The sequence below is a fragment of the Pseudomonas sp. NPDC086278 genome (assembly GCF_050280905.1).
Taxonomy (GTDB): domain Bacteria; phylum Pseudomonadota; class Gammaproteobacteria; order Pseudomonadales; family Pseudomonadaceae; genus Aquipseudomonas.
Window position 1 is genome coordinate 1 of sequence record NZ_JBNNWE010000098.1, and the last position, 22,822, is coordinate 22,822.

At 60.6% G+C, this 22,822-nt stretch carries 27 protein-coding genes, 1 pseudogene and 1 riboswitch; of the genes and pseudogenes, 13 read left to right on the top strand and 15 right to left on the bottom strand.

Going from position 1 to position 22,822, the window contains the following annotated elements; translation table 11 throughout:
• Positions 1–540: enoyl-ACP reductase FabI (locus ACQKP4_RS23700; protein WP_427636110.1), on the top strand; the 540-nt coding region annotated here is incomplete at its 5' end.
• A 238-nt stretch (positions 541–778) separates the two neighbouring features.
• Positions 779–1,204, top strand: coding sequence for a VOC family protein (locus ACQKP4_RS23705; RefSeq protein WP_427636112.1), 426 nt, complete (start codon positions 779–781; stop codon positions 1,202–1,204).
• Here the strand turns inward: ACQKP4_RS23705 and ACQKP4_RS23710 are convergent.
• From ACQKP4_RS23710 to ACQKP4_RS23735, 6 genes are all read right to left on the bottom strand, one after another.
• Positions 1,182–1,772 carry a GGDEF domain-containing protein gene (locus ACQKP4_RS23710; protein WP_427636114.1) on the bottom strand — a complete coding sequence of 197 codons (591 nt, stop codon included), beginning with the start codon at positions 1,770–1,772 and terminating at the stop codon, positions 1,182–1,184. The genes ACQKP4_RS23705 and ACQKP4_RS23710 overlap by 23 nt on opposite strands.
• 74 nt (positions 1,773–1,846) lie before the next feature.
• Positions 1,847–2,425: a hypothetical protein gene (locus ACQKP4_RS23715; protein ID WP_427636116.1), complete on the bottom strand. Its 579-nt coding sequence runs from the start codon at positions 2,423–2,425 to the stop codon at positions 1,847–1,849.
• A 1-nt stretch (position 2,426) separates the two neighbouring features.
• The gene (locus ACQKP4_RS23720) at positions 2,427–4,595 is read right to left on the bottom strand and encodes a molybdopterin cofactor-binding domain-containing protein (protein ID WP_427636118.1); all 2,169 of its coding nucleotides are present in this window, start codon (positions 4,593–4,595) and stop codon (positions 2,427–2,429) included.
• A gap of 25 nt (positions 4,596–4,620) precedes the next feature.
• Entirely contained in the window at positions 4,621–5,076 is a 456-nt protein-coding gene (locus ACQKP4_RS23725) for a (2Fe-2S)-binding protein (protein WP_427636120.1), read from the bottom strand.
• Positions 5,077–5,547: 471 nt separating this feature from the next.
• On the bottom strand, positions 5,548–6,705 hold the full coding sequence (locus ACQKP4_RS23730) for an NnrS family protein (protein WP_427636156.1): 1,158 nt from the start codon (positions 6,703–6,705) through the stop codon (positions 5,548–5,550).
• Positions 6,702–6,953, bottom strand: coding sequence for a transmembrane sensor/regulator PpyR (locus ACQKP4_RS23735; protein WP_427636122.1), 252 nt, complete (start codon positions 6,951–6,953; stop codon positions 6,702–6,704). Before ACQKP4_RS23735 ends, ACQKP4_RS23730 begins: the two co-directional genes overlap by 4 nt.
• Positions 6,954–7,253: 300 nt before the next feature.
• Between ACQKP4_RS23735 and ACQKP4_RS23740 the strand changes: the two genes are divergently transcribed.
• Both ACQKP4_RS23740 and ACQKP4_RS23745 read left to right on the top strand, forming a co-directional pair.
• Complete coding sequence (locus tag ACQKP4_RS23740) at positions 7,254–7,751, top strand: VOC family protein (RefSeq protein WP_427636124.1); 498 nt, start codon at positions 7,254–7,256, stop codon at positions 7,749–7,751.
• Positions 7,752–7,786: 35 nt separating this feature from the next.
• Positions 7,787–8,620: a helix-turn-helix domain-containing protein gene (locus ACQKP4_RS23745; RefSeq protein WP_427636126.1), complete on the top strand. Its 834-nt coding sequence runs from the start codon at positions 7,787–7,789 to the stop codon at positions 8,618–8,620.
• A gap of 24 nt (positions 8,621–8,644) precedes the next feature.
• Here the strand turns inward: ACQKP4_RS23745 and ACQKP4_RS23750 are convergent, their stop codons facing one another.
• Genes ACQKP4_RS23750 through ACQKP4_RS23760 form a run of 3 tightly spaced genes read right to left on the bottom strand, consistent with a single transcriptional unit; the run spans position 8,645 to position 11,743 of the window.
• On the bottom strand, positions 8,645–9,232 hold the full coding sequence (locus ACQKP4_RS23750) for a LysE family translocator (RefSeq protein WP_427636128.1): 588 nt from the start codon (positions 9,230–9,232) through the stop codon (positions 8,645–8,647).
• A 32-nt stretch (positions 9,233–9,264) separates the two neighbouring features.
• Positions 9,265–10,359, bottom strand: a complete 1,095-nt coding sequence (locus ACQKP4_RS23755; RefSeq protein ID WP_427636129.1) for a sterol desaturase family protein — start codon at positions 10,357–10,359, stop codon at positions 9,265–9,267.
• A 52-nt stretch (positions 10,360–10,411) separates the two neighbouring features.
• Positions 10,412–11,743 (bottom strand): PLP-dependent aminotransferase family protein, encoded by a 1,332-nt coding sequence (locus tag ACQKP4_RS23760; protein ID WP_427636131.1) that lies wholly within the window; start codon positions 11,741–11,743, stop codon positions 10,412–10,414.
• 88 nt (positions 11,744–11,831) lie between these two features.
• Here ACQKP4_RS23760 and ACQKP4_RS23765 point away from each other — a divergent pair, with 88 nt between their 5' ends.
• Positions 11,832–12,728 (top strand): DMT family transporter, encoded by an 897-nt coding sequence (locus ACQKP4_RS23765; protein WP_427636133.1) that lies wholly within the window; start codon positions 11,832–11,834, stop codon positions 12,726–12,728.
• 166 nt (positions 12,729–12,894) lie between these two features.
• On the opposite strand, the gene ACQKP4_RS23770 is transcribed toward ACQKP4_RS23765, so the two are convergent.
• Both ACQKP4_RS23770 and ACQKP4_RS23775 read right to left on the bottom strand, forming a co-directional pair.
• On the bottom strand, positions 12,895–13,041 hold the full coding sequence (locus ACQKP4_RS23770; RefSeq protein WP_427636158.1) for a VOC family protein: 147 nt from the start codon (positions 13,039–13,041) through the stop codon (positions 12,895–12,897).
• Positions 13,042–13,257: 216 nt separating this feature from the next.
• Entirely contained in the window at positions 13,258–13,563 is a 306-nt protein-coding gene (locus ACQKP4_RS23775) for a DUF6506 family protein (protein WP_427636135.1), read from the bottom strand.
• A 131-nt stretch (positions 13,564–13,694) separates the two neighbouring features.
• Between ACQKP4_RS23775 and soxR the strand changes: the two genes are divergently transcribed.
• Positions 13,695–14,162 (top strand): redox-sensitive transcriptional activator SoxR, encoded by a 468-nt coding sequence (gene soxR, locus ACQKP4_RS23780; RefSeq protein WP_427636137.1) that lies wholly within the window; start codon positions 13,695–13,697, stop codon positions 14,160–14,162.
• 200 nt (positions 14,163–14,362) lie between these two features.
• Here the strand turns inward: soxR and ACQKP4_RS23785 are convergent, their stop codons facing one another.
• Positions 14,363–14,575 (bottom strand): zinc-binding dehydrogenase, encoded by a 213-nt coding sequence (locus ACQKP4_RS23785; RefSeq protein ID WP_427636139.1) that lies wholly within the window; start codon positions 14,573–14,575, stop codon positions 14,363–14,365.
• A 19-nt stretch (positions 14,576–14,594) separates the two neighbouring features.
• Between ACQKP4_RS23785 and ACQKP4_RS23790 the strand changes: the two genes are divergently transcribed.
• From ACQKP4_RS23790 to ACQKP4_RS23800, 3 genes are read left to right on the top strand one after another with little or no spacing between them, the layout of a single operon-like run.
• On the top strand, positions 14,595–15,677 hold the full coding sequence (locus ACQKP4_RS23790; protein WP_427636141.1) for a bifunctional transcriptional activator/DNA repair enzyme AdaA: 1,083 nt from the start codon (positions 14,595–14,597) through the stop codon (positions 15,675–15,677).
• Positions 15,678–15,708: 31 nt separating this feature from the next.
• Complete coding sequence (locus tag ACQKP4_RS23795; RefSeq protein ID WP_427636143.1) at positions 15,709–16,500, top strand: isocitrate lyase/PEP mutase family protein; 792 nt, start codon at positions 15,709–15,711, stop codon at positions 16,498–16,500.
• A gap of 5 nt (positions 16,501–16,505) precedes the next feature.
• The gene (locus ACQKP4_RS23800; protein ID WP_427636145.1) at positions 16,506–17,123 is read left to right on the top strand and encodes a DNA-3-methyladenine glycosylase family protein; all 618 of its coding nucleotides are present in this window, start codon (positions 16,506–16,508) and stop codon (positions 17,121–17,123) included.
• A gap of 97 nt (positions 17,124–17,220) precedes the next feature.
• Here ACQKP4_RS23800 and mntP read toward each other — a convergent pair whose 3' ends face one another.
• Positions 17,221–17,790, bottom strand: coding sequence for a manganese efflux pump MntP (gene mntP, locus ACQKP4_RS23805; protein ID WP_427636147.1), 570 nt, complete (start codon positions 17,788–17,790; stop codon positions 17,221–17,223).
• Positions 17,791–17,800: 10 nt separating this feature from the next.
• Positions 17,801–17,959, bottom strand: a riboswitch (yybP-ykoY riboswitch).
• 195 nt (positions 17,960–18,154) lie between these two features.
• Here mntP and ACQKP4_RS23810 point away from each other — a divergent pair.
• Both ACQKP4_RS23810 and ACQKP4_RS23815 read left to right on the top strand, forming a co-directional pair.
• Positions 18,155–18,559 (top strand): PaaI family thioesterase, encoded by a 405-nt coding sequence (locus tag ACQKP4_RS23810; RefSeq protein WP_427636149.1) that lies wholly within the window; start codon positions 18,155–18,157, stop codon positions 18,557–18,559.
• A 46-nt stretch (positions 18,560–18,605) separates the two neighbouring features.
• Positions 18,606–19,094, top strand: a complete 489-nt coding sequence (locus ACQKP4_RS23815; protein WP_427636151.1) for a GFA family protein — start codon at positions 18,606–18,608, stop codon at positions 19,092–19,094.
• 58 nt (positions 19,095–19,152) lie between these two features.
• Here the strand turns inward: ACQKP4_RS23815 and ACQKP4_RS23820 are convergent, their stop codons facing one another.
• The gene (locus ACQKP4_RS23820; protein WP_427636152.1) at positions 19,153–19,761 is read right to left on the bottom strand and encodes a tRNA-(ms[2]io[6]A)-hydroxylase; all 609 of its coding nucleotides are present in this window, start codon (positions 19,759–19,761) and stop codon (positions 19,153–19,155) included.
• A gap of 160 nt (positions 19,762–19,921) precedes the next feature.
• On the opposite strand from ACQKP4_RS23820, the gene ACQKP4_RS23825 reads away from it, so the two are divergent.
• Positions 19,922–20,782: a universal stress protein gene (locus ACQKP4_RS23825; RefSeq protein ID WP_427636154.1), complete on the top strand. Its 861-nt coding sequence runs from the start codon at positions 19,922–19,924 to the stop codon at positions 20,780–20,782.
• 121 nt (positions 20,783–20,903) lie between these two features.
• Here ACQKP4_RS23825 and ACQKP4_RS23830 read toward each other — a convergent pair whose 3' ends face one another.
• Positions 20,904–21,374 (bottom strand): DUF1289 domain-containing protein, encoded by a 471-nt coding sequence (locus ACQKP4_RS23830; RefSeq protein ID WP_008028699.1) that lies wholly within the window; start codon positions 21,372–21,374, stop codon positions 20,904–20,906.
• 540 nt (positions 21,375–21,914) lie between these two features.
• Between ACQKP4_RS23830 and ACQKP4_RS23835 the strand changes: the two are divergent.
• Positions 21,915–22,822: pseudogene (locus tag ACQKP4_RS23835) on the top strand (bifunctional aconitate hydratase 2/2-methylisocitrate dehydratase); the annotation flags it as partial.

A 22,822-nucleotide genomic window follows, 5' to 3' on the forward strand; every position in this document is an offset into this window, starting at 1 on the left:
GAAAATCTGCAAACGCAACGTATTCCCGAGTGCCGAGCAGCGTACTGCTTCGGTCGGGCAATGACCGAAGCCACCACCCGTGACGGTTTCCGCATTGCCCACGACATCAGCGCCTACAGCTTCGTCGCCCTGGCCAAGGCTGGCCGCGAAATGATGAAAGGCCGCAACGGCAGCTTGCTGACCCTGTCGTACCTGGGCGCCGAGCGCACCATGCCGAACTACAACGTAATGGGCATGGCCAAGGCTTCGCTGGAAGCCGGCGTGCGTTACCTGGCTGGCTCCCTGGGCCCGGACGGCACCCGCGTCAACTGCGTATCGGCCGGTCCGATCCGCACCCTCGCCGCTTCCGGCATCAAGAACTTCCGCAAGATGCTGGCCGCCAACGAAGCGCAAACCCCGCTGCGTCGCAACGTCACCATCGACGAAGTCGGCAACGCCGGCGCCTTCCTGTGCTCGGACCTGGCGTCCGGCATCAGCGGCGAAATCATGTACGTGGACGGTGGTTTCAACACCACTGCGATGGGCAGCCTGGAAGAGTGATCTCCGGTTAACCCATAAAAACCCGCCGAGTCTGGCGGGTTTTTATGCGCGACATTCATTGGCCGACGCCACCCCGCTGTGGGAGCGGGCTTGCTCGCGAAGGCGGTGCACCAGGCAACATTGATGGCGTCTGACACGGCGCCTTCGCGAGCAAGCCCGCTCCCACAGGGGATTTATGGTGTTCGGCACACGGCGCTACACTCAGCCTCGCTAACCGACTAACTGCGAGGCAACTGCGATGCAACTCTCCCCTTTCCACTTGGCAATACCGGTGTACGACCTGGCGGCTGCGCGCAGCTTTTACGGTGAAGTGTTCGGCCTGGAAGAAGGCCGCTCCAGCGAGCATTGGGTGGATTTCAACTTCTTCGGCCATCAACTGGTCATTCACCTCGCGCCGAAAAACGCGTCCCAGCAAGCGGCGCAGACCAACGCCGTCGACGGCCATGACGTGCCGGTGCCGCATTTTGGGGTGGTGTTGGGCATGCCCGACTGGGAAGCGTTGGCCGAACGCCTGAAACGCCTCGACACCCGATTCGTGATCGAACCGGGCATCCGTTTTCAAGGATTGGTGGGCGAACAAGCAACGATGTTTCTGTTCGACCCGTGCGGCAATGCGCTGGAATTCAAGGCCTTCAAGGACATCAGCCAGTTGTTTGCCAAGTAACCGCATCGGCTCGGGCGAGCAATCCGGCAATTGAGCCGTGAAGCGCAGGGTCATACTCGATCTGGCCAATGCTGAAACGAATCTCATGAGCGCGGCGCATTGTGGCTTTGCGCTCATCGAGTATCTCCTCGAGACGCGCCTTGATCGCTGACCGCTCAACGGCGCCAGACCCGGTCAGCAACACGACAAACTCGTCGTCCCCGAGTCGGCCGACCACATCGTTTTCGCGAAAGGCAATGCGCAACACGTCGGCGAAGGTCTTGAGCGCGGCGTCGCCCTCGGCACGGCCGTACAGATAGTTGATGCGTTTGAAGTTATCGAGGTCAAAAAACAGCAGCGTCGCCGGTGTACCCAGCCGTTGACAGGCGTCCAGCCCCAGTTGGGCCAGCGTCAGGACCCCATGCCGATTGGACAGCAGAGTCAGCGCATCCATGCTCGCCATCTGCACGCCCATCACTTCCTGCTCGGCCTTGCGGGCCTGGTCTCGCAGCAACTCGCGTTCCTGTTGCGGCGATAGCAACTGCGCTGCACGCGCACCGTGCCGCGCCTGTTTGCCTGGGTTCAACATGTCTCACTCCAGCAGTGGATACGAACGTTAGAGTCCTCCACCGCCGCGATGACTCCCCATGACCGGACCGCCGGTCAACTGCCCAGTACCGGACACGGCCCGCCGGCGTCTGCCCACAACTTGAATTGCGTGACAAAAATATCGTGCGGCACCGGCACCGGCGCGCGACCGACGCCCGGATTCCAGCCCCACAGCACCAGTTTGTCGTCGCTGACATGCTTGATCAGCGCGGCGAAGTCGCGGTCGCCATTGCTGGAGCGGTCTTTGATCAGCGCGCACAGCTTGTCCGGCGGCAGACCGATCCAGGCCATCTTGTGCGCCGCGGGCGGCAGGCTCCAGTGCGGCGCACCCGGTGGCGCATGGGGGCCGTAACTGGCCGGCGGATTGGTTTCGGCGTGACAGGTCGCACAGGGCAACCCGGCCGCGCCCTTGCCGTCCATGCCGCGCACCACATTCATCGCGTGCGGCACGCCGGCGTCGAATTGCAGCGGCGAGTCGCCGGGGATGTGGCAGTTCTGGCAGCGCGGGCTCTGGAAGACTTTCTGCACGGTCTCGAAGGCTTTCAACGCCGCCTGGTCATCGGCGAACAGGTCGGAAGCGTAGCCGCCCAAACCGAGCAAAAGCGCCGCACCAAGGATCAGATGTCGTCTCATGTCACACCCCCGACAGTTGCAGCGGCAATTCGCGCAAGCGCTGCCCGGTCAGGGCGAACACCGCGTTGGCAACGGCCGGCGCGGTGGGCGGTACGCCGGCCTCGCCGATACCACCGGGTTTGTCGCTGCTCGGCAGAATGTGCACTTCGACCACCGGCATTTCGTTGAGCCGCAGCACCTGATAATCGTGGTAATTGGACTGCACCACTTGCCCGTCCTTGAACGTCAGTTTGCTGTGCAAGGCGAACCCAAGACCGAAGCTGATGCACGATTCCATCTGCGCCGCGATGCTTTGCGGGTTGACCGCTATCCCGCAATCCACCGCGCACACCACCCGGTGCACGCGAATTTTCAGGTTGTCCTGCGACACCTCGGCCACTTGCGCCACGTAGCTGCCGAACGACTCGTGCACCGCCACACCCAGGGCGTGACCGTCGGGCAGCGGCGCGGTCCAGTCGGCTTTCTCCACCGCCAGATTCAAGACGCCCAAGTGCCGTGGATGGTTCTTGAGCAGCGTTCGTCGGTAGTCCACCGGGTCCTGGCCGGCCGCGTCGGCCAGTTCGTCAATCAACGACTCCATGACAAACGCCGTGTGGCTGTGCCCCACCGAGCGCAGCCACAGCACATTGATGCCGGTTTTCGGCGAGTGCAAATCCACCTGGTGGTTGGCGAGGTCTTCCAGGTAGGGGCTGTCGGCAACGCCTTCGACGGAGGTTTTGTCGACGCCGCCCTTGACCATGCTCGCCTCCAGCGCGGTGTCGGCCATGATCGACTGGCCGACCAGCACATGCTTCCAGGCCACCGGCATCCCGGCGGCATCCAGCCCGATAGTGGCCTGATGCAGGAACATCGAGCGGTAATAGCCGCCGCGAATGTCGTCCTCGCGCGACCATACGGTTTTCACCGGCTCGCCCGCCGCCTTCGCCACCTGTACAGCTTCGGCGACAAAGTCCGAAGTCGGATTGGCCCGGCGACCAAAACCGCCACCAAGAAACTCGGTATGAATCTCGACCTGCTCGGGTTTGAGCCCGGTGATTTTGCCGGCGATCATTTGATCCAGGGTCTGAAACTGCGTGCCGGTCCAGATCTCGCACTTGTCCTTGCTGAGTTTCACCGTGCAATTGAGCGGCTCCATCGGCGCGTGGGCCAGGTACGGCACGCTGTATTCAACGTCGATGGACTTGGCCGCTTTGCCCAACGCCGCCGTGGCATTGCCCGCCTTGCTCGCCGATGTGCCGGGGGTGGCTGCAAGTTTGCGGAAGCTCTCCAGGAGTTTCTGACTGTCGAGCCCGGTGTTCGGCCCCAAGTCCCAGTCGATCTTCAGTGCGTCGCGCCCCAGCTTGGCGGCCCAATAATGATCGGCAATCACCGCCACGCCCGTGGGCACTTGCAGCACTTTGTGCACGCCGGGCACAGCCAATGCTTCGGCGCCTTCGAAGGATCTGACGCTGCCACCGAACACCGGCGCGCGCGCCACCATGGCGGTCAGCAAGCCGTCAAACTGCACGTCCATGCCGAACTTGGCACGACCGGTGATTTTTTCCGGGGTGTCGAGGCGCCGGGTGGGTTTGCCGATCAGTTTCCAGTCCTTGGCCTCTTTGAAGGTGATCGACGCGGGGTCCGGTACTGGCAGCTTGCCGGCGTCATCCGCCAGTTCGCCGTAAGTGGCCCGATTGTCGCCGGCGATCACCACGCCCGACTCGGTGCGAATCTGCGAAGGCGCCACGTCGAAGCGCTTGGCGGCCGCGTCGATCAGCATCAAGCGCGCCGCCGCACCGGCGGCCCGGTAGCGATCGAACTCCATCCAGGTCGAGGTCGAGCCACCGGTGATCTGCATGCCGCCAAACCCGGCCAGGCCATAATCGGCGGCCGAGGCTGGGGAATGTTCGACGCGGATTTTCGCCCAGTCGGCGTCCAGCTCTTCGGCGATCAACATGGTCAGGCCGGTCCAGATGCCCTGGCCCATTTCCGAATGGCCCAGCAGCACGGTGACGCGGTTGTCGTTGCCGATGCGTAAAAAGGCATTGGGCGCGAAGGTGTTGCCTTGATTCTCGGCGCCCAAGGCAAAGCGATGCGCGCCGGGGATCACAAACGCCACCACCAGACCGCCGCCCAACAGGGCGCTGCCCTTGAGAAAAGCACGACGCGACACAGGGTTGATGCTGTTCATGGTCCAGACTCCCCTCGAGGTGACATCAACCGATTTCGGCGGCGCGTTTGACCGCCGCACGGATCCGTGGGTAGGTGCCGCAGCGGCAGATGTTGCCGGAGAGCGCCTGATCGATGTCGCTGTCAGTGGGGTTCGGAATTTTTGCCAGCAACGCCGCCGCCGACATGATCTGCCCCGATTGGCAATAACCGCACTGGACCACGTCAAGCTCGGTCCAGGCTTGTTGCACCGGGTGCGAACCGTCGGTGGACAGGCCTTCGATGGTGAGGATTTTTTGCCCGTGGGCCACCGCGGTGGCGGGCGTGATGCAAGAGCGCAACGGCGCGCCGTCGACGTGCACGGTGCAGGCGCCACACTGGGCTATGCCGCAACCGAATTTGGTGCCGGTGAGGTGCGCGACATCGCGCAGTACCCAGAGCAGCGGCATGTCCGCGGGGACATCCAGCGCCTGATCCTTGCCATTGATGTTCAGGGTCAGCATTGCGAACTTCCTCAGACTCACGGTGACGCCTTTTTTACCGCAGGAGCGACGCTTGCCCGCGAACAACGATGACGCGCGGTGCCAGAACGCACGACTTCGCGAACGAGCGCGGCTTCTACAGAGTTGGCGCTATCCCTTCAGCTAAGCGCAAATTACCGGGCGGGACCGGTTCATCGACCACCGGTCACCCGAATACCGCCTCTGTTTTCTGGTGGTGCAAGCACCTTTTTATGGCAAGGGGTGGTTATGGCTAGAGGGGGGCTGTGGTTGGAGGGTTGTTGTGGCTGGGGCTGTTGTGTTTGGGGGCTGTTATGGCTGGAGGGCTATAGGGTTGGAGAATTGGAGGTCTATAGGGTTGTTGTGGCGAGGGGGCTTGCCCCCGTTGGGTTGCGAAGCGACCCCGGTGTTTTTGCGACGACTTCGTCGCCGAACGGGGGCAAGCCCCCTCGCCACAACAGCCCTCCAGGGGCGCTAGACCCGAGGCTTGAGCAAAATCGCGGTGTAGTGCGTCAGAAACACACCGAACGCGCTGCACCAGAGCAGCGCCGACACGCCGAGACCCCAGCTGGAAAACGGCACCAGCGCGACCCGGCTCACGGCAGCGATCAGCAGCAAGGCAAACCCCAGCACCACGCTTTTCGCCGGCTGCAACGCCCGGCCGGTGTGACCGAGGCTGACTCGCGCAATCATCGCCAGAATCAACCCGCCAATGCCGCCGACCGCCAGCGAATGCGTGGCCAGACTCTGTTGCGGCATGACGCCTGCGTGCCACAGCACCATCGCCAGCGCAGCCACCACCAGCCACGCATACGCCAGATACAGCGACCACAACAGCGGCACGCGCCAGAGGCCGCGATCATGCCAGCGCCACAGGCGCAGCAGATGCAAGGCGCCGATCAGCAGGAATAACACGCCCAGCCAGGGTCTCGGCGCATCATCGAGTCCGGCCGCAAACGATACCGCCGCCAACACGCTGCTGAGCAACAACAGCCGGGTTGGTAGCGGACTCGTAGCGGGTGCCACAGGACGGTTGAGGCCGCGCTGGATAAAAAAGGGAATGACCCGCCCGCCAATGACGCTCATCAACGCGGCCACCAGCCACAACGCCGCCAACACCCCACGCCGTTGCAGGCCCGCATCGTCCAGCGCCATGCCGTACAAGGTCATGGCCTGACAACCGGCCATCAGGGCGATCACCAACAGAATCGGGTAATGGTCGCGTTTGCCGGCGCCGATCAGATCGCGACCCAGCACCCACGCCAGCAGCGGCAGAAACGGGATCTGCAGCGTCAGTAACGCCGTGGGCGGTAATGGCAGCAACCAGGCCAGGCGAGCGGCCAGCCACACCAGCAGCAAACCGATCAGGGGCCAGCCCTGCAGGCCGGGGCGCCCGGTCCAGTTCGGCACAGCGGTCAGCAGGAATCCGGCGATGATCGCCGTGGCAAAACCAAAGGGCATTTCATGCCGGTGCCAAGTCAGCATGCCGCCGACGGGTTGCGCGCCGGGCAATCGGCCGTATAGCCAGAGTGCCCAGATCGCCACGGCAATCACCGCAAAACCGGCGCCTGCCAGAAAGAACGGGCGAAAGCCCAGGCTGAACAGCGGCGCTACCGAGGTTACGCACCTCAGGCCACCACCGCGCTGATCAAGCCTTTGCCCAAGCGGTGCTGCGACAGCAGACGCATCACGTAGCCGATTTTGATCAGGGTCGGGCCGACGATGGTCATGGCGTGCATCAACACCAGCACCACAATCGGCAGACCGCCGTCGTAGAGGTAGGCGCCGTAGATGCCGGCCAACAGCATCACCAGGCCAACGCCAAGCACTTTGCTCGACAGGTGCAGAACGTTCAGAGGATTGCTGAAGAAATCGAACATTTTTTCGTACTCCTGAAGCAGACCAGTTGTACGTTTGCTGTATCAGTTTTTGTGCCAGGTTTATCAGCCTTATAAATCAACAGGTTGCCGCGATACAGGTCAATTTGACCGCATCGGTTATTTGTCTTTATGACTCGAAAACAGGTCATATTGACCGCAATCACCCATGACGGATCAACGACCGGAGCTGCCGCGACTTCGGCATTTCCGATCAGGGTTTGTCGATCTACGGTACTGCCGAACGATCACAGGCTGTCTACGCTGAAAGTCCGGATGAGTTACCCGAAGAGGATCACCGCCATGCAACGCATTCAAAAATTGACGCCCTGCCTCTGGTTCGACCATGAAGCCGAAGAGGCGGCGAAGTTCTACTGCTCGGTGTTCGACCATTCAAGAATTACTGCGCTCACGCACTATGGCGAGGCCGGCCAGGAGTTTCATGGCCGGCCGGTCGGCTCGGTGTTGACGGTCAGCTTCGAACTCGACGGCCAGCCGTTCACGGGGCTCAATGGCGGCCCGATGTTTACCTTCAGCGAGGCCGTTTCATTTCAGGTCAATTGCCAGACCCAGGACGAGGTCGACCATTTCTGGGGCGCGTTGTCCGCCCACCCGCAAAACGAGCAATGCGGCTGGCTCAAGGATAAATTCGGGCTGTCGTGGCAGATCGTGCCGGTGGTCATGATGGAGATGCTCAAAGACCGGGACACGAGCAAATCCCAACGGGCGATGGCCGCGATGATGCAGATGAAAAAACTCGACATCGCCGTATTGCAGCGCGCTTTTGACGGCGAGGGCTAATACACTTCGCGGCTGACCTGCCGAGGACGCTGACGATGAAGCACGCCGTTGCCAAAAACGCTGACCAGGCCCCGCGCTTCTGGCGTGACGAGGCGCTCCCCTTCATCGAAGCCCGCGCCATCGCCGACGGCCGCGAAGTCTGCTACACCCGGCATGCACACGCGCACTTTTCCATCGGTGCAATCACCGCCGGACGCAGCACCTACCTGCATGAGCAATCGGCGTTTGAGGTCAGCGACGGCACCGTGGTGCTGATGAACCCCGATGATGTTCACGCCTGCAACCCGATCGACGACCAGCCGTGGTCGTACCTGATGCTGTACGTCGAAACGCCCTGGCTGACCGACTTGCAACACCAGCTCGGTTTCACGCGGGACTCGGCATTTCGGCGCTTTAGCCTCACTCACACCCGCGACGCCCAGCTGTTTACCGGCCTCAAAAACCTGTACCGGACCCTGGTCGATCCCCAGCAGGACGTGTTGCAAAAGCACAGCGCGGCGGTGGAGTTTTTTACTGACGTGCAACAGCGACTCAACCCCGCCGATCAACCGCTGCGCGAACCCAACTTCAAGCTTGAGCGCGCCGCTGACTACATCCGTGACAACTGCACGCATTTGCTTAAACTCGAGGACATTTGCGAAGCGGCTCAGCTGTCGCCGTCGTACCTGATCCGTGCCTTTAAACAGCATTTCGGCATGACCCCACACGCGTTTCTGGTCAACCGGCGGATCCAGTTTGCCCGCGACCAACTGCGTAACGGCAAGTTAATCGCTGACGTGGCACTCGCTGCGGGGTTCGCTGATCAGGCGCATTTCCAACGAGCGTTCAAGCAACACCTGGCAGCGACCCCTGGGCAATATCGCGGCTGAACACTGCCTGAGGGAGCGGTGAATCTAGGACACCAGCAAATAAGCGGCACAGCCCCCCAACAGCAACGCCATGACCCGATTGAACAAACGCATCCCGGCCGGATTGCCCAGGTAGCCACGCAAAAAAGTCCCGGCGTACGCCCAGCAACACACCGACAGATAGCAAATCACCAGATACACCGCCGCAAACTGCCACACCAACCGCGCCTCGCCGTCCGCAACGAACGCGCCCATCCCCGCCACACAGGCCAGCCAGGCTTTCGGGTTGAGCCATTGCATCACTGCGCCGTACAGCATCGACGGTGCCCGTCCCGACGTTTTCGAACCGAGACGACCATCGTCCATCGCCAGCTTCCAGGCCATGAACAACAGGAACGTCACGCCGGCCAGTTGCACCACTCGTGTCAACGCCGGCCACAATTGCAGCAGTTCATGCAGCCCCAGCCCCATCAACACCAGCAGTAAAACGAACCCCAGGGTGGCCCCGGCGACATGCCGCTGACTGGCGCGAAACCCAAACTGCGCGCCCGAACTCAACGCCACAATATTCACCGGCCCCGGCGTTATCGACGCCACCAGGGCAAACGTCGCCATGGACACAAGCAGACTCATCGCACACCTTCTTCAATTCAGGAAAACAGCGTTCAAGGTACTGAGCGCCCTGCCCTGCGTATTGAAGAAAACTGCCTAACTTCATCGAATGATTCGGGAGACTGCAACGTGTCGGCGACAACCGTCCGCGCCGGTTTCGCCTGGCGGAGCTTGCGCGCGATGTCCAAAAACGGCGTACAGATCAGGCTGTACACCGTCAGGTAACGTTCGTGATCGGCTTCGCCGGTTCCGAAACGAAGGGGTTCGGGCGTCGGGGTGGTGACGTAGAGCGTGCCGAACATCCAGTCCCACAGTGACAGGTTGATCGCAAAATTCTTGTTGATGTGCTTCGGCGCATCACTGTGGTGAATCTGGTGCTGGGCCGGGCTGTTCAGCACGTGCTCGACCGCCGGCCCGAACGACAGCCAGACGTGAGTGTGGCGCAGGTTTGCCGCAAAACTGTTGAAGATCAGCACCAGCCAAGTCACGCCAAACAAGGTGTAGCTGCTGATCTCCCCGCCACAGGCGTACCAGAACACCCCGGCATAGGCGCCGATGCACAGCGTGCTCGTCAGTTTCCCGGCAATGACTTCGACAAAGTGCAAGCGGCTGACGGTGGCTGGAACCAGCACTGGTGCCGAGTGATGGACTTTGTGAAACACCCACAGCCAGCGGGAATGAAAGGCGCGGTGGCCCCAGTAGTTGGCAAAATCCTGAACCACAAAGACCCCGAAGCCGTAGAGCAACGACAGCGAGACATGCTCGCCCGCTTGTACGCGCGCCCCCCAGAGACGGGTGAAAAAGCCTACGTAGTCGGCGGAGCGCAACAGGTGGGGGTCCACCAGGCCAACGACCGGCAGCACCAGCACGACTTTGAGAATGGCGCGGACGAAGTAATAGCGGTAATCGAGCAACGCCGAGCGGTGCAGATACACCCGGCTGCCGCCGATGAATCGACCGAAGGTCGACGCATCGGTCAGACCGCGAGACTTCCTGAAGCGGAACAGGCCGTAGGCGACAGTGTAGGAACACAGCAGAAACGTCACGCCCAGACGGCCGTTCAAATCGAACACGCCGAAAAACTGCTGGGTGACTGGGGTTATCACCCACCTGGACAAGTAGTCATGGCACAGCGCGATAACATCCACGGACGGCGGACCTGCGTCAAAGAAAGGAAAGTGTAGCCGAGAAAACCCAGGGCTACGTGTACGCCTCCACGACCCATTTCACCTTCGCTAACGCCTGCCGAAGCGTGTCCATGTCCACCGAGCCCAACGCCAACCGCAGCGCATGCGGCACGTGGGCCGAGATCGCAAAGGGGTCAGCAGTGGACACCGCGATCTGCTCGCGCATCAGGGCCACGGCGATCTGGTCTGCCCGCGCGTCTTCCGACAGGGGCAGCCACAGAAAGTACGACGATGGATGGCGGATGACATCAACCCCACGCAGCGCTGCGTCAGCCAACACCTGTCGAGCTTGCGCGTCTTCACGCTTTTGCGCTTCGAGCCGGACCACCGTGCCATCGTCGAGCCAGGCGCAGGCAATCGCTGTCATCACGCCTGGGGTATTCCAGGTGGTGGATCTGATCGTGCGCTCGAGTGCGGACACCCATTGCGCGGGCGCGGCGACGAAGCCCACCCGTAAACCGGTCGCGACGTTTTTGGAAAAACCCGAGACGTAGACCGTCCTTTCCGGCGCCCACTCAATGATGGGCGGCGGTGGGTTCTCGGCAAGAAACGCGTACGCCGCGTCCTCAATGATCAGCAGGTCATGCTGGCGTGCGATCGACACCAGTTGCTCGCGCTGGTCGTCGGCCATCACCCAACCCAGCGGGTTGTGCAGCGTCGGCTGGGTGTACACCGCCCGCACTGACCGGTTGCGGCAGAGCTTGGCCAACGCATCCAAATCCGGGCCTTGCCCCGTGACGGGAATGGGCACGATTTCAAGGTGCAAGGCTTCGGCCAGCACCTTGAAACCCGAATACGTCAGCGCGTCGGCGGCGATCACGTCGCCGGGCCGCAGCAGCGCCATCATCGTCACCGCCAAGCCATGCTGAGCGCCGCTGACAATCAACACCTGCCCGGCCTCAACCATCACGCCACGGGTACTCAGGTGCCGCGCAATCGCGGCGCGCTCATGCACACGCCCGGCATGGGGCTGGTAGCGCAGGAGCGATTCGAGGTCGCCGGACAATGCCAGCTGGCGCAACGCATTGCGCAACAGGTCCGCCTGCCCCGGCAGCGAGGGATAGTTGAAATTGAGGTCGATCACCCCTGCCGCCACGTCCGGCTGATCGATGCCATGGCTGGGCGGCAACGAGGTCTCCCGGACAAACGTCCCGCGCCCGGTCTCGCCACTGACCAGACCCATGGCTTCCAGCTCGGCATAGACCCGGCTCGCAGTGACCAGCGCCAACCCTTCGTTTGCCGCCAGTTCACGGTGCGTAGGCAAACGCGTACCGGGCAGCAGCTGCCCCGAGCGAATTTCGGCGGCGAGGGTGTCAACCAGTGATTTGTAGCGGGAGCGAGGCATAGGTCAGATGTATCCATGACAATTTTTTGATTGTCATCAATGCTGGCTCATAGGATGGGCTTCCCGCAACCCCACACGGTAACGCTCAATGGAAAGGACTTCGGCAGTGAATAGCCCGACGCTGGACAACAACACGCGCGGGCTGATCAACGGTTTCATCGGTGTGCTGATCTTCAGCGGCTCGCTGCCCGCGACACGAATCGCCGTGCACGAATTCGATCCGGTGTTCCTGACGGTCGCCCGGGCAGCCATTGCCGGCGTGCTGGCGCTGTGTCTGCTGTGGCTGTTCAAGGAAAAACGCCCGACGCGCAATCAATTGTTGCCCCTGGCCATCGTTGCACTGGGCGTAGTGGTCGGGTTTCCACTGCTGACGGCGCTGGCGTTGCAGTACGTGACCTCGGCGCATTCCATCGTCTTCGTCGGCCTGCTGCCGCTGTCCACCGCCGCTTTCGGCGTATTGCGCGGCGGCGAGCGCCCCCGGCCGGCGTTCTGGTTTTTCTCGGTGCTGGGGAGTTTGCTGGTGGTCGGCTTTGCCGTATCCCAAGGGCTGACGGCTTCGCCCTTGGGCGACCTGCTGATGCTGTCGGCCATCCTGGCCTGCGGCCTGGGCTATGCCGAAGGTGCAAAGCTGTCCAGAACATTGGGCGGCTGGCAGGTGATTTGCTGGGCGCTGGTCCTGGCATTGCCGATCATGGCGGCCCTGGCCGGATGGCGAGCGCCCGCTTCGTTCGCAGGAATCAGCACATCGGCCTGGCTGAGCCTGGCGTATGTGGCGCTGTTCAGCATGCTGATCGGCTTCGTGTTCTGGTATCGCGGGCTGGCCCAAGGCGGGATTGCGGCGGTCGGCCAACTTCAATTGTTGCAGCCATTTTTTGGCTTGGCGCTGGCCGCGACGTTACTTCACGAACAGGTGAGCATCGGCATGCTCGGGGTCACCGTGGCGGTGATCTTCTGCGTGGTTGGCGCGAGAAAATTTGCCAGATAGAAATTGGTCTGGGCATTACTGGCTTTCAGGCTTTGTGGCGGGCGATGTATTTCCACAAGTCGATTGCTGCTACCTCCTCCTGTAAAAGTTGAGCATCCATGCTCGCTGTTCGTCGACACTTACTGCACGTTTAATGAATGCCATATGAACTTGATCAATCCCGTCCTTATAGGGGTTGAGCAACATCCCAGATATAACCAAACGGATCTTTAATTCGTGCCTTGAGGTCACCCCAGAACTGCTTTTCGGGTTTAACCAATATCGAAGCGCCTTCTTTTTCCATCTGTTCAATGATGTGGGCGACATCATTTATCGCTGACTGCGGCTTCGACGACTTACCTGATTGTTATCAATTGGGCGCAGGCTCAGTGTCTTATAGGGCACTCGCGCTCTAAAACGTTGAACGGGAGAATTGCCACTCATCAAAACCTGAGCCTGGCTCAAGGCGCCAACGAAGCGAATTGCCTACGCTTTATTTATATGGCTGGCCAGTGTTAATACCGCGCTGACCAGCGGGCGCGCTTGAAAATTACAATTCCTCGGCGAATATTTTCACTAGATTTGCGGCTGCTCGGGCGCCTGAAAACCCGACATGTCCTACAGGAACAGTGCCGTCGATAGCGTCAACGATTTTACCTACCAAAGAAAGTTCAAAACCACCACATAACTCAATAAACTGAACGCCATCTTTCACCAACTCAACGGCGAGTGCGACTGCATCAGCGGGGTCGGATACCGGAACCATGATGCTCCGCATACCCCCGCGCTCGATGACAAACCTGTCGGTCTTTGAATCTGTCTCCGGCGCGTCATAAATAAAGGCCCAACTAATCATTAAGCTATTCCTTCCAGTATTTTGATTGGTTCATCGTGCAAAAAAACCACGTGGTAAAGAGACGATGGTGTTGTTTATTCGTGTTGACGCGATAGACTTTAAAACCTCAACCATACTTGAGATCAATACCCATGAAAGAAAAAATCACCGACCATCAAATGTTGAGCGTGGGTCAGGTCGCGAAACGAAGCGGCTTGTCGGTGTCTACCCTTCACTTTTATGAATCGAAAGGCTTGTTGGCGTCCCAGCGTACAGCCGGTAATCACCGTGTCTACGCTCGCGGCACGCTTCGTCGGATCGCGATTATTCGAATTGCGCAAGCCAGCGGCATTTCCCTTGCGGAAATCAAGACAGCCCTTGAACCCATCCCCCATGACCGCAAAGCGTCCGCCAAGGAATGGGAAACGGTTTCAAAAGCCTGGGCGTCCTCCCTGAAGCGACGCATCGAGCAATTAACCAAGCTGTCAACCAGCCTGGAAGGCTGCATCGGTTGCGGCTGTTTAACCATGGGCGAATGCCCGTTGCTCAATCCACAAGACTTGTTAGGCGAGACCAACTCAGGTCCGGTGATTTTTGATCAAGCACTGAAGAAAAACTAAAAGCAGGATGGACTTTCTATTTTTGCGTCAGCCCAGCTCTGGGCGACCGGCAACTTCGGGCCGGTTACCGACCTTCGTAACAAGCAGCAATCGGCCAACATCGGGCCATCGCAGATGTGTCTATCACCTGAACAACCCAAGATTGCTCAGGTGAATAGCCGAAGTGGCCTGTGATGTTGACAGACAAAGGCCCACGGTCTTTAGATCGAGCCTGAACCTCGATCCTTGCCTCGCGTGCGACCGGTCGCAAGCCCCGTATAGGCTTCATCAGGCCTGTTCAGCGGGAAGACACGGCTCACAATCGGTTTGCTGACGCCCGCCTGCGCCAGTGCGGCAATTTCCTTCAGTTGCTCGCCGTCCCACCGCGACGCTTCGCAATTCGCTGTCGATTTAGCGGTGGAGGCGTCACGCAACGGGTCTTATGCTCAGCCCATGAACCTACAAAACGCTGTACTGCCGCCCCACGCCGAGATGGTTCGCGCCATGCTCGAACGCGACACCGCCTATGAGGGGGTGTTTTTCACTGCGGTGAAAACCACCGGCATCTTCTGCCGCCCCAGTTGCACGGCGCGCAAGCCGAAACCGGAGAACGTCGAGTTCTTTGCCCAGGCCGACGAATGCTTGTCGGCGGGTTACCGCGCGTGCCTGCGCTGCAAACCGCTGGATGCCGCCGCCATCGCCCCGGATTGGGTGCAGAGGCTGCTGAAGTCGGTGGACGCCAATCCCGAGCAGCGCTGGACCGACGCGCAGTTGTTGGCCGGGGGCATCGAGCCGCTGAAACTGCGGCGCTGGTTCAAGCAGCATTTCGGCATGACTTTTCACGCGTGGCTGCGCACCCGGCGCCTCGGCATCGCGCTGGGCGGGATCAAACAGGGCAACTCTATCGACAACGCCGCATTCGACTCGGGCTATGAATCCCTGAGTGGTTTTCGCGAGGCGTTTCAGAAGTCCTTCCACATCACGCCGGGGCGCGCAGCCAACAGCGAGCCGTTGCTGTTCACGCGGTTGACCACGCCGCTGGGGCCGATGATCGCGATGGCCGAGCGCCGTGGCCTGGTGCTGCTGGAGTTTCTTGATCGACCGGCGTTGACCAAAGAAGTCGAAGCACTGCAGAACCGCTATGGCTATGCCGTGGCGCCGGGGCACAACGCGCATCTGCAACAGATCGAAACCGAACTGGCGCAGTATTTCGCTGGCAGACTCACGGGATTCAACGTCGCGCTACACCTGCCCGGCAGTGAATTCGCCCGACAGGTCTGGGCCGAACTGATGAAGATTCCATTCGGTGAAACCAGAACCTACGGCAGCATCGCCACCCTGCTGGGCAAACCCGGCGCCAGTCGCGCGGTGGGGTTGGCCAACGGTCACAACCGGCTGTCCATCGTCGTGCCCTGCCACCGGGTGATCGGTGCGGACGGTTCGTTGACCGGCTATGGTGGAGGACAACCGCGCAAGGCATTTCTGCTCCGGCTGGAAAGTGCGGCGGTGCAGCTCACGCGACACCTTGCGTTTTAATGATTGCAACGGTCATAAGGAAGGACTTTCGATGGACACACGTTTTCATCAACTGCACCACGACGGTTTGCTGATCCTCACCAACGTCGCTGACGCCGCCGGCGCGCGCATCGTCGAACAACTGGGCTGCAAAGCCGTGGCCACCAGCAGCGCGGCGGTGGCGTGGGTTCATGGTTATGCCGACGGTAATGCCCTGCCCCTCGAACGCCTGGTGTCGACGGTCGAATCCATCGCCCGGGTCAGTCCGCTGCCGTTGACCGTGGACATCGAGGCCGGCTATTCCGATGACCTGACGCGGGTGGCGCAAGTGGTCGATGCAGTGCTCGCCGCCGGCGCCGTCGGGATCAACATCGAGGACGGCGCCGCCCCGCCCGAGTTGCTGGCGCGCAAGATCGAAGTCGCTCGGCAGGTTGCCGAACGACGCCACGTGAAGTTGTTTATCAATGCGCGCACCGATGTCTACCTCAAGGGCTTGGTGCCGGCCGAGGATCGCGTCGCCGAAACCCTGAAACGCGCCGCGTTGTATCAAGCGGCCGGTGCCGACGGATTGTTCGCCGCAGGCGTCGCGGCGGAGTATGAAATTGCCGCGCTGTGCCAAGGCACCACGCTGCCGGTGAATGTGCTTGGGTTGCCAGGCTTGCCGGCACCTGAGGCATTAAAAGCGCTGGGGGTACGCCGTTTGAGCGCCGGGTCGGGGATCGCCGAGTTCCTGTATGGCGCCATGGCCGGCCTGTCCAGGAGCTTTCTGGAAACCGGCAAGCTCGACAGCAGCCACCTGAAGGCGTTTACCTATGGCGAAGTCAACGCCTTGCTGAAACGCTGACCGACATGCCCGATCCGTACTTGCCCGCGACTGAATTTCTGGCGTCCACCGACGCCGACTGGGCTCGCCACATCGCGACCATCGGGCCTTGCCTGCATCAACCGCATGCGGCCCGCGATCCGTATGAATCGCTGGTGCGCTCGATTGCTTACCAGCAACTGCACGCCAAGGCTGGCGATGCGATTGTCGGTCGATTGCTGGCGCTGTTTGCGTCGGTGCCATTCCCACGGCCCGAACAGATTCTGGCGACGAGCTTCGAGCAGATGCGCAGTTGCGGGTTTTCAGCGAGCAAGATCGCGACTATTCAAGGGATTGCACAGGCGTCGCTGGAGGGCTTGGTGCCGGATTTTTCGACCGCATTGGCCATGGACGACGAGCAGTTGATCTCGCGCTTGACGACTTTGCGCGGGGTTGGCCGCTGGACCGTCGAAATGCTGCTGATTTATAGCCTGGAACGACCGGATATCTTGCCGGCCGATGACTTTGGCGTGCGTGAAGGATATCGGCGGCTGAAGGGGCTGGAGGTGCAGCCGACGCGTAAGCAGATGGTTGAGATCGGGTTGGGCTGGAGCCCTTATCGGACGGTGGCATCGTGGTATTTGTGGCGAGTACCTGCCCGGTAGCCTGTGTGATCGTTCTTCGCGAGCAAGCCCGCTCCCACGGGGTTTTGTTCCCATTTGGGAGCGGGCGGTTCCGGGCAGTGTTGAGACGCTGCGGCGCTTACGCCGATAGATGTTCGTAGAGAATGGTCGCGCCAACAATGATCAGCACCACGCCGCCAAGGATTTCCGCGCGTTTGCCCATGACGCTGCCAATCACGCGGCCGAGCATCACGCCGATGGTGACCATGGTCAGGGTCGCCAGACCAATCAAACCGGCCGCCAGCCAGATATTGACGTTGACGAACGCCAGGCCTACGCCCACGGCGAGCGCATCAATGCTGGTGGCAAAACCGGTGACCGCGAGCAGCCAGAACCCGTGCTTCTTGGGCTTTTCGACTTCTTCTTCGGCGTCTTCGGTTTTCACCCCGTTGTAGATCATGTGCAAGCCGAGCACCAGCAACAGGGTGAAGGCGATCCAATGGTCCCAACTGGAAACGAATTGCGAGGCAGCCTGACCGATGAACCAGCCGACTATCGGCGTAATGGCTTCGATCACGCCGAAGATCAGGCCGACGCGCAAGGCTTCGAAAAATTTCGGTTTGTGCAGGCTGGAGCCTTTGCCGATCGCGGCCGCGAAGGCATCGGTGGACATGGCGAAAGCAAGGAAAACGAGAGAGGCTAGGTTCACGCTGTTACATCCGGTCGGGCTTGAGTCCACGACATATCCGCGCGCCCGACTTCAGCGCAGGTATGTCGATGGTCTCACCAACCGAAAGGTGCCTGCACCACGGCATGTTGCCGAGAATGTTGATACAGGCGCTTGCGACGAATCGCAAACAGGCTACTCCCCAAAGAGGCGCGCAGCTTAACCGGGTGAATGTGAAAATTCCATGAACAGAATTCGGATCTGGCATCAACCTGTAAGCGCCGAGCTTGCTCGCGATCAGGCCCATGCATTCACCGGCCAATCGCCGGCCCATCACCCTCGGTTATCGACGATGACTTGCACTGAGCCTCGGCGCAGGGTGAAGCCTCAATCGGAGGGATTCGCCATGCTCGACACACTCAAACACATCAATTCAACCTCAGCCTTCAACCGCTGGGCGGGCGTTGAAGTCACCCGCGCCGAGCCCGGTGAAGCCGAGCTCAGCATGGCTTTTCGCGAGGCCGACATGGCGCAATATGCCGGTTTCCTGCATGCCGGCATGATCGGCGCGCTGCTCGACACCGTGTGTGGCTTCGCCGCCGGGACGGTCGCTGGCAAGGTGTTGGCTTCGCATTTTTCGGTCAACTGCCTGGCGCCTGCCATCGGCGAAGTGTTCATCGCACGCGGTCGTGTGGTGAAGGCCGGCAAGAAGCAGGTGTTCGCCCATGCCGAATTGTTCGCCCAGACCGGTGATCAGTTGAAACTGGTGGCGACCGGCGATGCGATTCTGGTGCCTGTCGATACCCACTGAGGGTCTAGGCTGCCTTGAGTCGCTTAAGAACAGTCGGAGGTCCAGCATGCAGCTCGAAGGTTCCTGCCATTGCGGCGCGGTGTCGTTCAGTCTGACCAGTGCCCACCCCTACCCTTATCAGCGCTGCTACTGTTCGATCTGCCGCAAGACCCAGGGCGGTGGCGGCTATGCAATCAATCTCGGCGGCGACGCCGGCAGCTTGAAGGTGCGCGGACGCAAGCACATCGCGATCTACCATGCGCGGCTCAAGGAAGAAGACGACAAGCGCGCCCACAGCAGCACGGCCGAGCGGCATTTCTGTGCGGTATGTGGCAGCGGTTTATGGCTGTTCAGCCCCGAATGGCCGGAGCTGATTCACCCGTTTGCGTCGGCCATCGACACGCCGCTGCCGGTCCCGCCAGAGCACACGCACTTGATGCTCGGCTCGAAGGCGCCGTGGGTGGAAGTCGAAGCGCGGCCCAAGGACCAACAGTTCGATGTCTACCCGCAAGAGTCCATCGCCGAGTGGCATGAACGGCTGGGTTTGACCCAGTGACAAGCGATCAACAAGAGCGCTATCGGCGGGCACGACACCCGCCGCAGCAGCACGCGGGTCATGCGGCGGCGGGCACACCGCTGTGGAAGCGGAATTCCACGTCAGGCGATTCGATCAGTTCCTGCTCGGCAGCGCGGACCTTGTCGATCACGTGGCCGATGTCCTTGGCATCACCGTACTGATAAGCCAGTTTCAGGTAACCCTGGAAATGCCGCGCTTCGCTTTTCAGCAAACCAAAGTAGAATTTGCCCAATTCTTCGTCCAGATGCGGCACCAGGGCCTCGAAACGTTCGCAGCTGCGGGCTTCGATAAACGCACCGACCACCAGCGTATCCACCAGTTTCACCGGCTCGTGGCTGCGTACCACTTTGCGCAGGCCCGAGGCGTAACGCCCGGCGGACAACTGACGCAGCTCGATCTTGCGCTTTTTCATCAGGCGCATGACTTGCTCGTGGTGCACCAGTTCTTCCCGGGCGAGACGCGACATCAAATTGATCAGGTCAACGTGGGAGTGATATTTGGCAATCAGGCTCAGCGCCGTGCTGGCGGCCTTGAATTCGCAGTTCTTGTGGTCGATCAGCAGGGTTTCCTGATCGGCCAGCGCGGCCTGGACCCAGCCGTCAGGGGTGCGGCAGCCGAGGAACTGGTGAATGTCGGGAAGGATCATGGGGCTCACGGATAAAAGGTTCAAAACGAAGGGCGCCGATTATACCGGCCTGCCGGCAGACCACCAGTCGCCGCCGTTGATATGCATCAAGTCCCGTGTTGCCGGGCAGCAACTATAGTTGTGCAACGCCGTGCTTTTTACCGTTATGGAGATCCCGCTCATGCAAGCCATTCGCAGCATTCTGGTGGTCATCGAACCCTCGCCGGACGAAAGCCTGGCCCTCAGACGCGCCAAATTGATTGCCGGCGTGACGTCGGCGCACCTGCACCTGCTGGTGTGCGACAAGAAGCACGATCACGCCGATCACTTGCGCGACCTCAAGCAGGCCCTGCTGGAAGAAGGCTACAGCGTCACCACCGAACAGGCCTGGAACGAAAGCCTGCACGAAACCATCGTCGATGTGCAGCAAGCGGAGGGCTGCGGGCTGGTGGTCAAGCAGCATTTTCCCGACAGCACACTGAAAAGAGCGCTGCTGACCCCGGAAGACTGGAAGCTGTTGCGCACCTGCCCCAGCCCGGTATTGCTGGTGAAAACTGCTGGATCGTGGAAGGGCAAAGTGATTCTGGCAGCGATCGATGTCGGCAACACCGATGACGAACATCGCCATTTGCACAACACCATCATCGATTACGGCTACGACATCGCCAGCCTGGCCAAGGCCACTCTGCATGTGGTGAGCGCGCACCCGTCGCCGATGCTGTCGTCGGCCGACCCGACCTTCCAGCTCAGTGAAACCATCGAGGCCCGCTATCGTGGGCAGTGCAAGGCGTTTCAGGCCGAGTTCGACATTGACGACGCGCACCTGCACATCGAAGAAGGTCCGGCGGATGTGTTGATTCCGTTTACGGTGCACAAACTGCAGGCGGCGGTCACGGTGATCGGCACGGTGGCGCGGTCGGGGTTATCCGGGGCGTTGATCGGGAATACGGCCGAGGTGGTGCTGGATGCGGTAGAGAGCGATGTGTTGGTGCTCAAACCGCAAGAGGTTGAGGATGTGCTTGAGGAATTGGCTCAGCATTGAGGTGTGTGGCGTCTGGCCGGACGCCTTCGCGAGCAAGCCCGCTCCCACATGGGGTCTCGATTGAATGCAGAATTTGTGTTCGCTGACGATCAAAACTGTGGAAGCGAGGCTCGTGAAGCGCTTAGCCGCCAAAGGCATCTTTCAGGAAACCCGGCGCGATGTAGCGCTGGTAATGCGCCTCGGACAACAAAAAGAATTCCCGATCAATGGCATCGCGTAATTCCGGCAGGTTCCAGTCGCGGAACTCCGGCATCAACACCATCCCGTAAGCCTCCAGATTGTTGATGACCCGCGCGCCACGGGCGATCAATTGGTAGGCCCAGCAGTATTCCGACTGGTGCGGCACAAAGCGGATTTTCCGTTGCTCCAGTTGCAAACGCAGGCGCTGCGGGTCGAACACCTCCAGCTTGCTGGCCATCACTTGTGACAGCAACTGCTCAAGACGCAGCCATACCGCGCGCTTTTCCTCCTCGTTGTAACCATTCCAATTGATCACTTCGTGGTGGAAACGCTTGCAGCCACGGCACACCAGATCTCCGTAAACGGTGGAGCAAAGGCCGACGCAAGGGGTCTTGATCGTTTGATTGGGCATAGGTAGGCGAAACACGGGAAAGCAGAACAGGTCGGCATGTTAGCCCTTTGTCCAACATTCATCACCCCTCAATCTGGAGGGGAAAGGGTCTATTGGACGTTGGCGCCGGCCGCGTTGCGGGATTTGCCAAAGGCACAACCATTAGCGACATCCCGCGCCTTGCCGCGCACACGCAGGCGCGCGCAACGCGGCCGCCACCAAAGTCCAATAGACCCTCACTTACCTTTAATTTTTTTTTGCCGTAGAATCAGCCAGCCTTTTAAGGCGCCAATGTCCGTTAGAAGCTGTTTTCAAAGCGTCACGAGCACAGTCGTTCCTACAGAGCGGTGTTGGCGGAGGGTTTTTCCAGCGGGGAAAAGCCCAACGCCAACCCTCATCAGCTCCCCGTTCTGCAGGCGTAAAACTTTGAAAGCAGCTTCTGTAAGGAATTGCCGGTAATTCTGGCTAAGTGGCCCACAACGCCACGCAGCGCATGAGTACGGCAATTTCGGGATGAGCGTCCCGGACACCCATTTGGGACCACTGATGAGGGTAATAACTGTGCTTGAAGCCTACCGCAAACATATCGAAGAGCGTGCAGCACTGGGTATCGTTCCCCAGCCGCTTAACGCCGAACAAACTGCAGGCCTGGTCGAGCTGCTGAAGAATCCCCCGGCTGGCGAAGAAGCTTTCCTCGTTGACCTGATCACCAATCGCATTCCACCTGGCGTGGACGAAGCTGCCTATGTAAAGGCCGGTTTCCTGTCCGCCCTGGCCAAAGGCGAAGCAAGCTCCCCTCTGATCGACAAGAAACGCGCGGTTGAACTGCTCGGCACCATGCAGGGCGGCTACAACATCGTGACCCTGGTTGACTTGCTCGACAACGCCGAACTCGCGCCAGTCGCTGCCGCTCAACTCAAGCACACCCTGCTGATGTTCGATGCGTTCCACGACGTCGCGGAAAAAGCCCGCAACGGCAACGAACACGCCAAAGGCGTGATCCAGTCCTGGGCTGACGGCGAGTGGTTCCGCAATCGTCCGACCCTGGCCGACAAAATCAGCCTGCGCGTGTTCAAGGTCACCGGCGAAACCAACACCGACGACTTGTCCCCTGCCCCGGATGCCTGGTCCCGCCCGGATATCCCGCTGCACGCCCTCGCCATGTTGAAAATGGCCCGTGAAGGCATCGTGCCTGACGTCCAGGGCGTTACCGGCCCGATGAAGCAGATCGAGGAAATGCGCGGTCAAGGCTTCCCGATCGCCTACGTCGGTGACGTGGTCGGTACCGGTTCGTCGCGTAAATCGGCGACCAACTCCGTACTGTGGTTCTTCGGCGACGACGTTCCTTACGTACCGAACAAGCGCGCTGGCGGAAACACGACGGTCGCTACTACGTCGCCGATTACAAATCCAACTGGCTGGGCCTCGACGACTCGGCGTACACCGAGCAGGCAATGGAGCAGTCGATT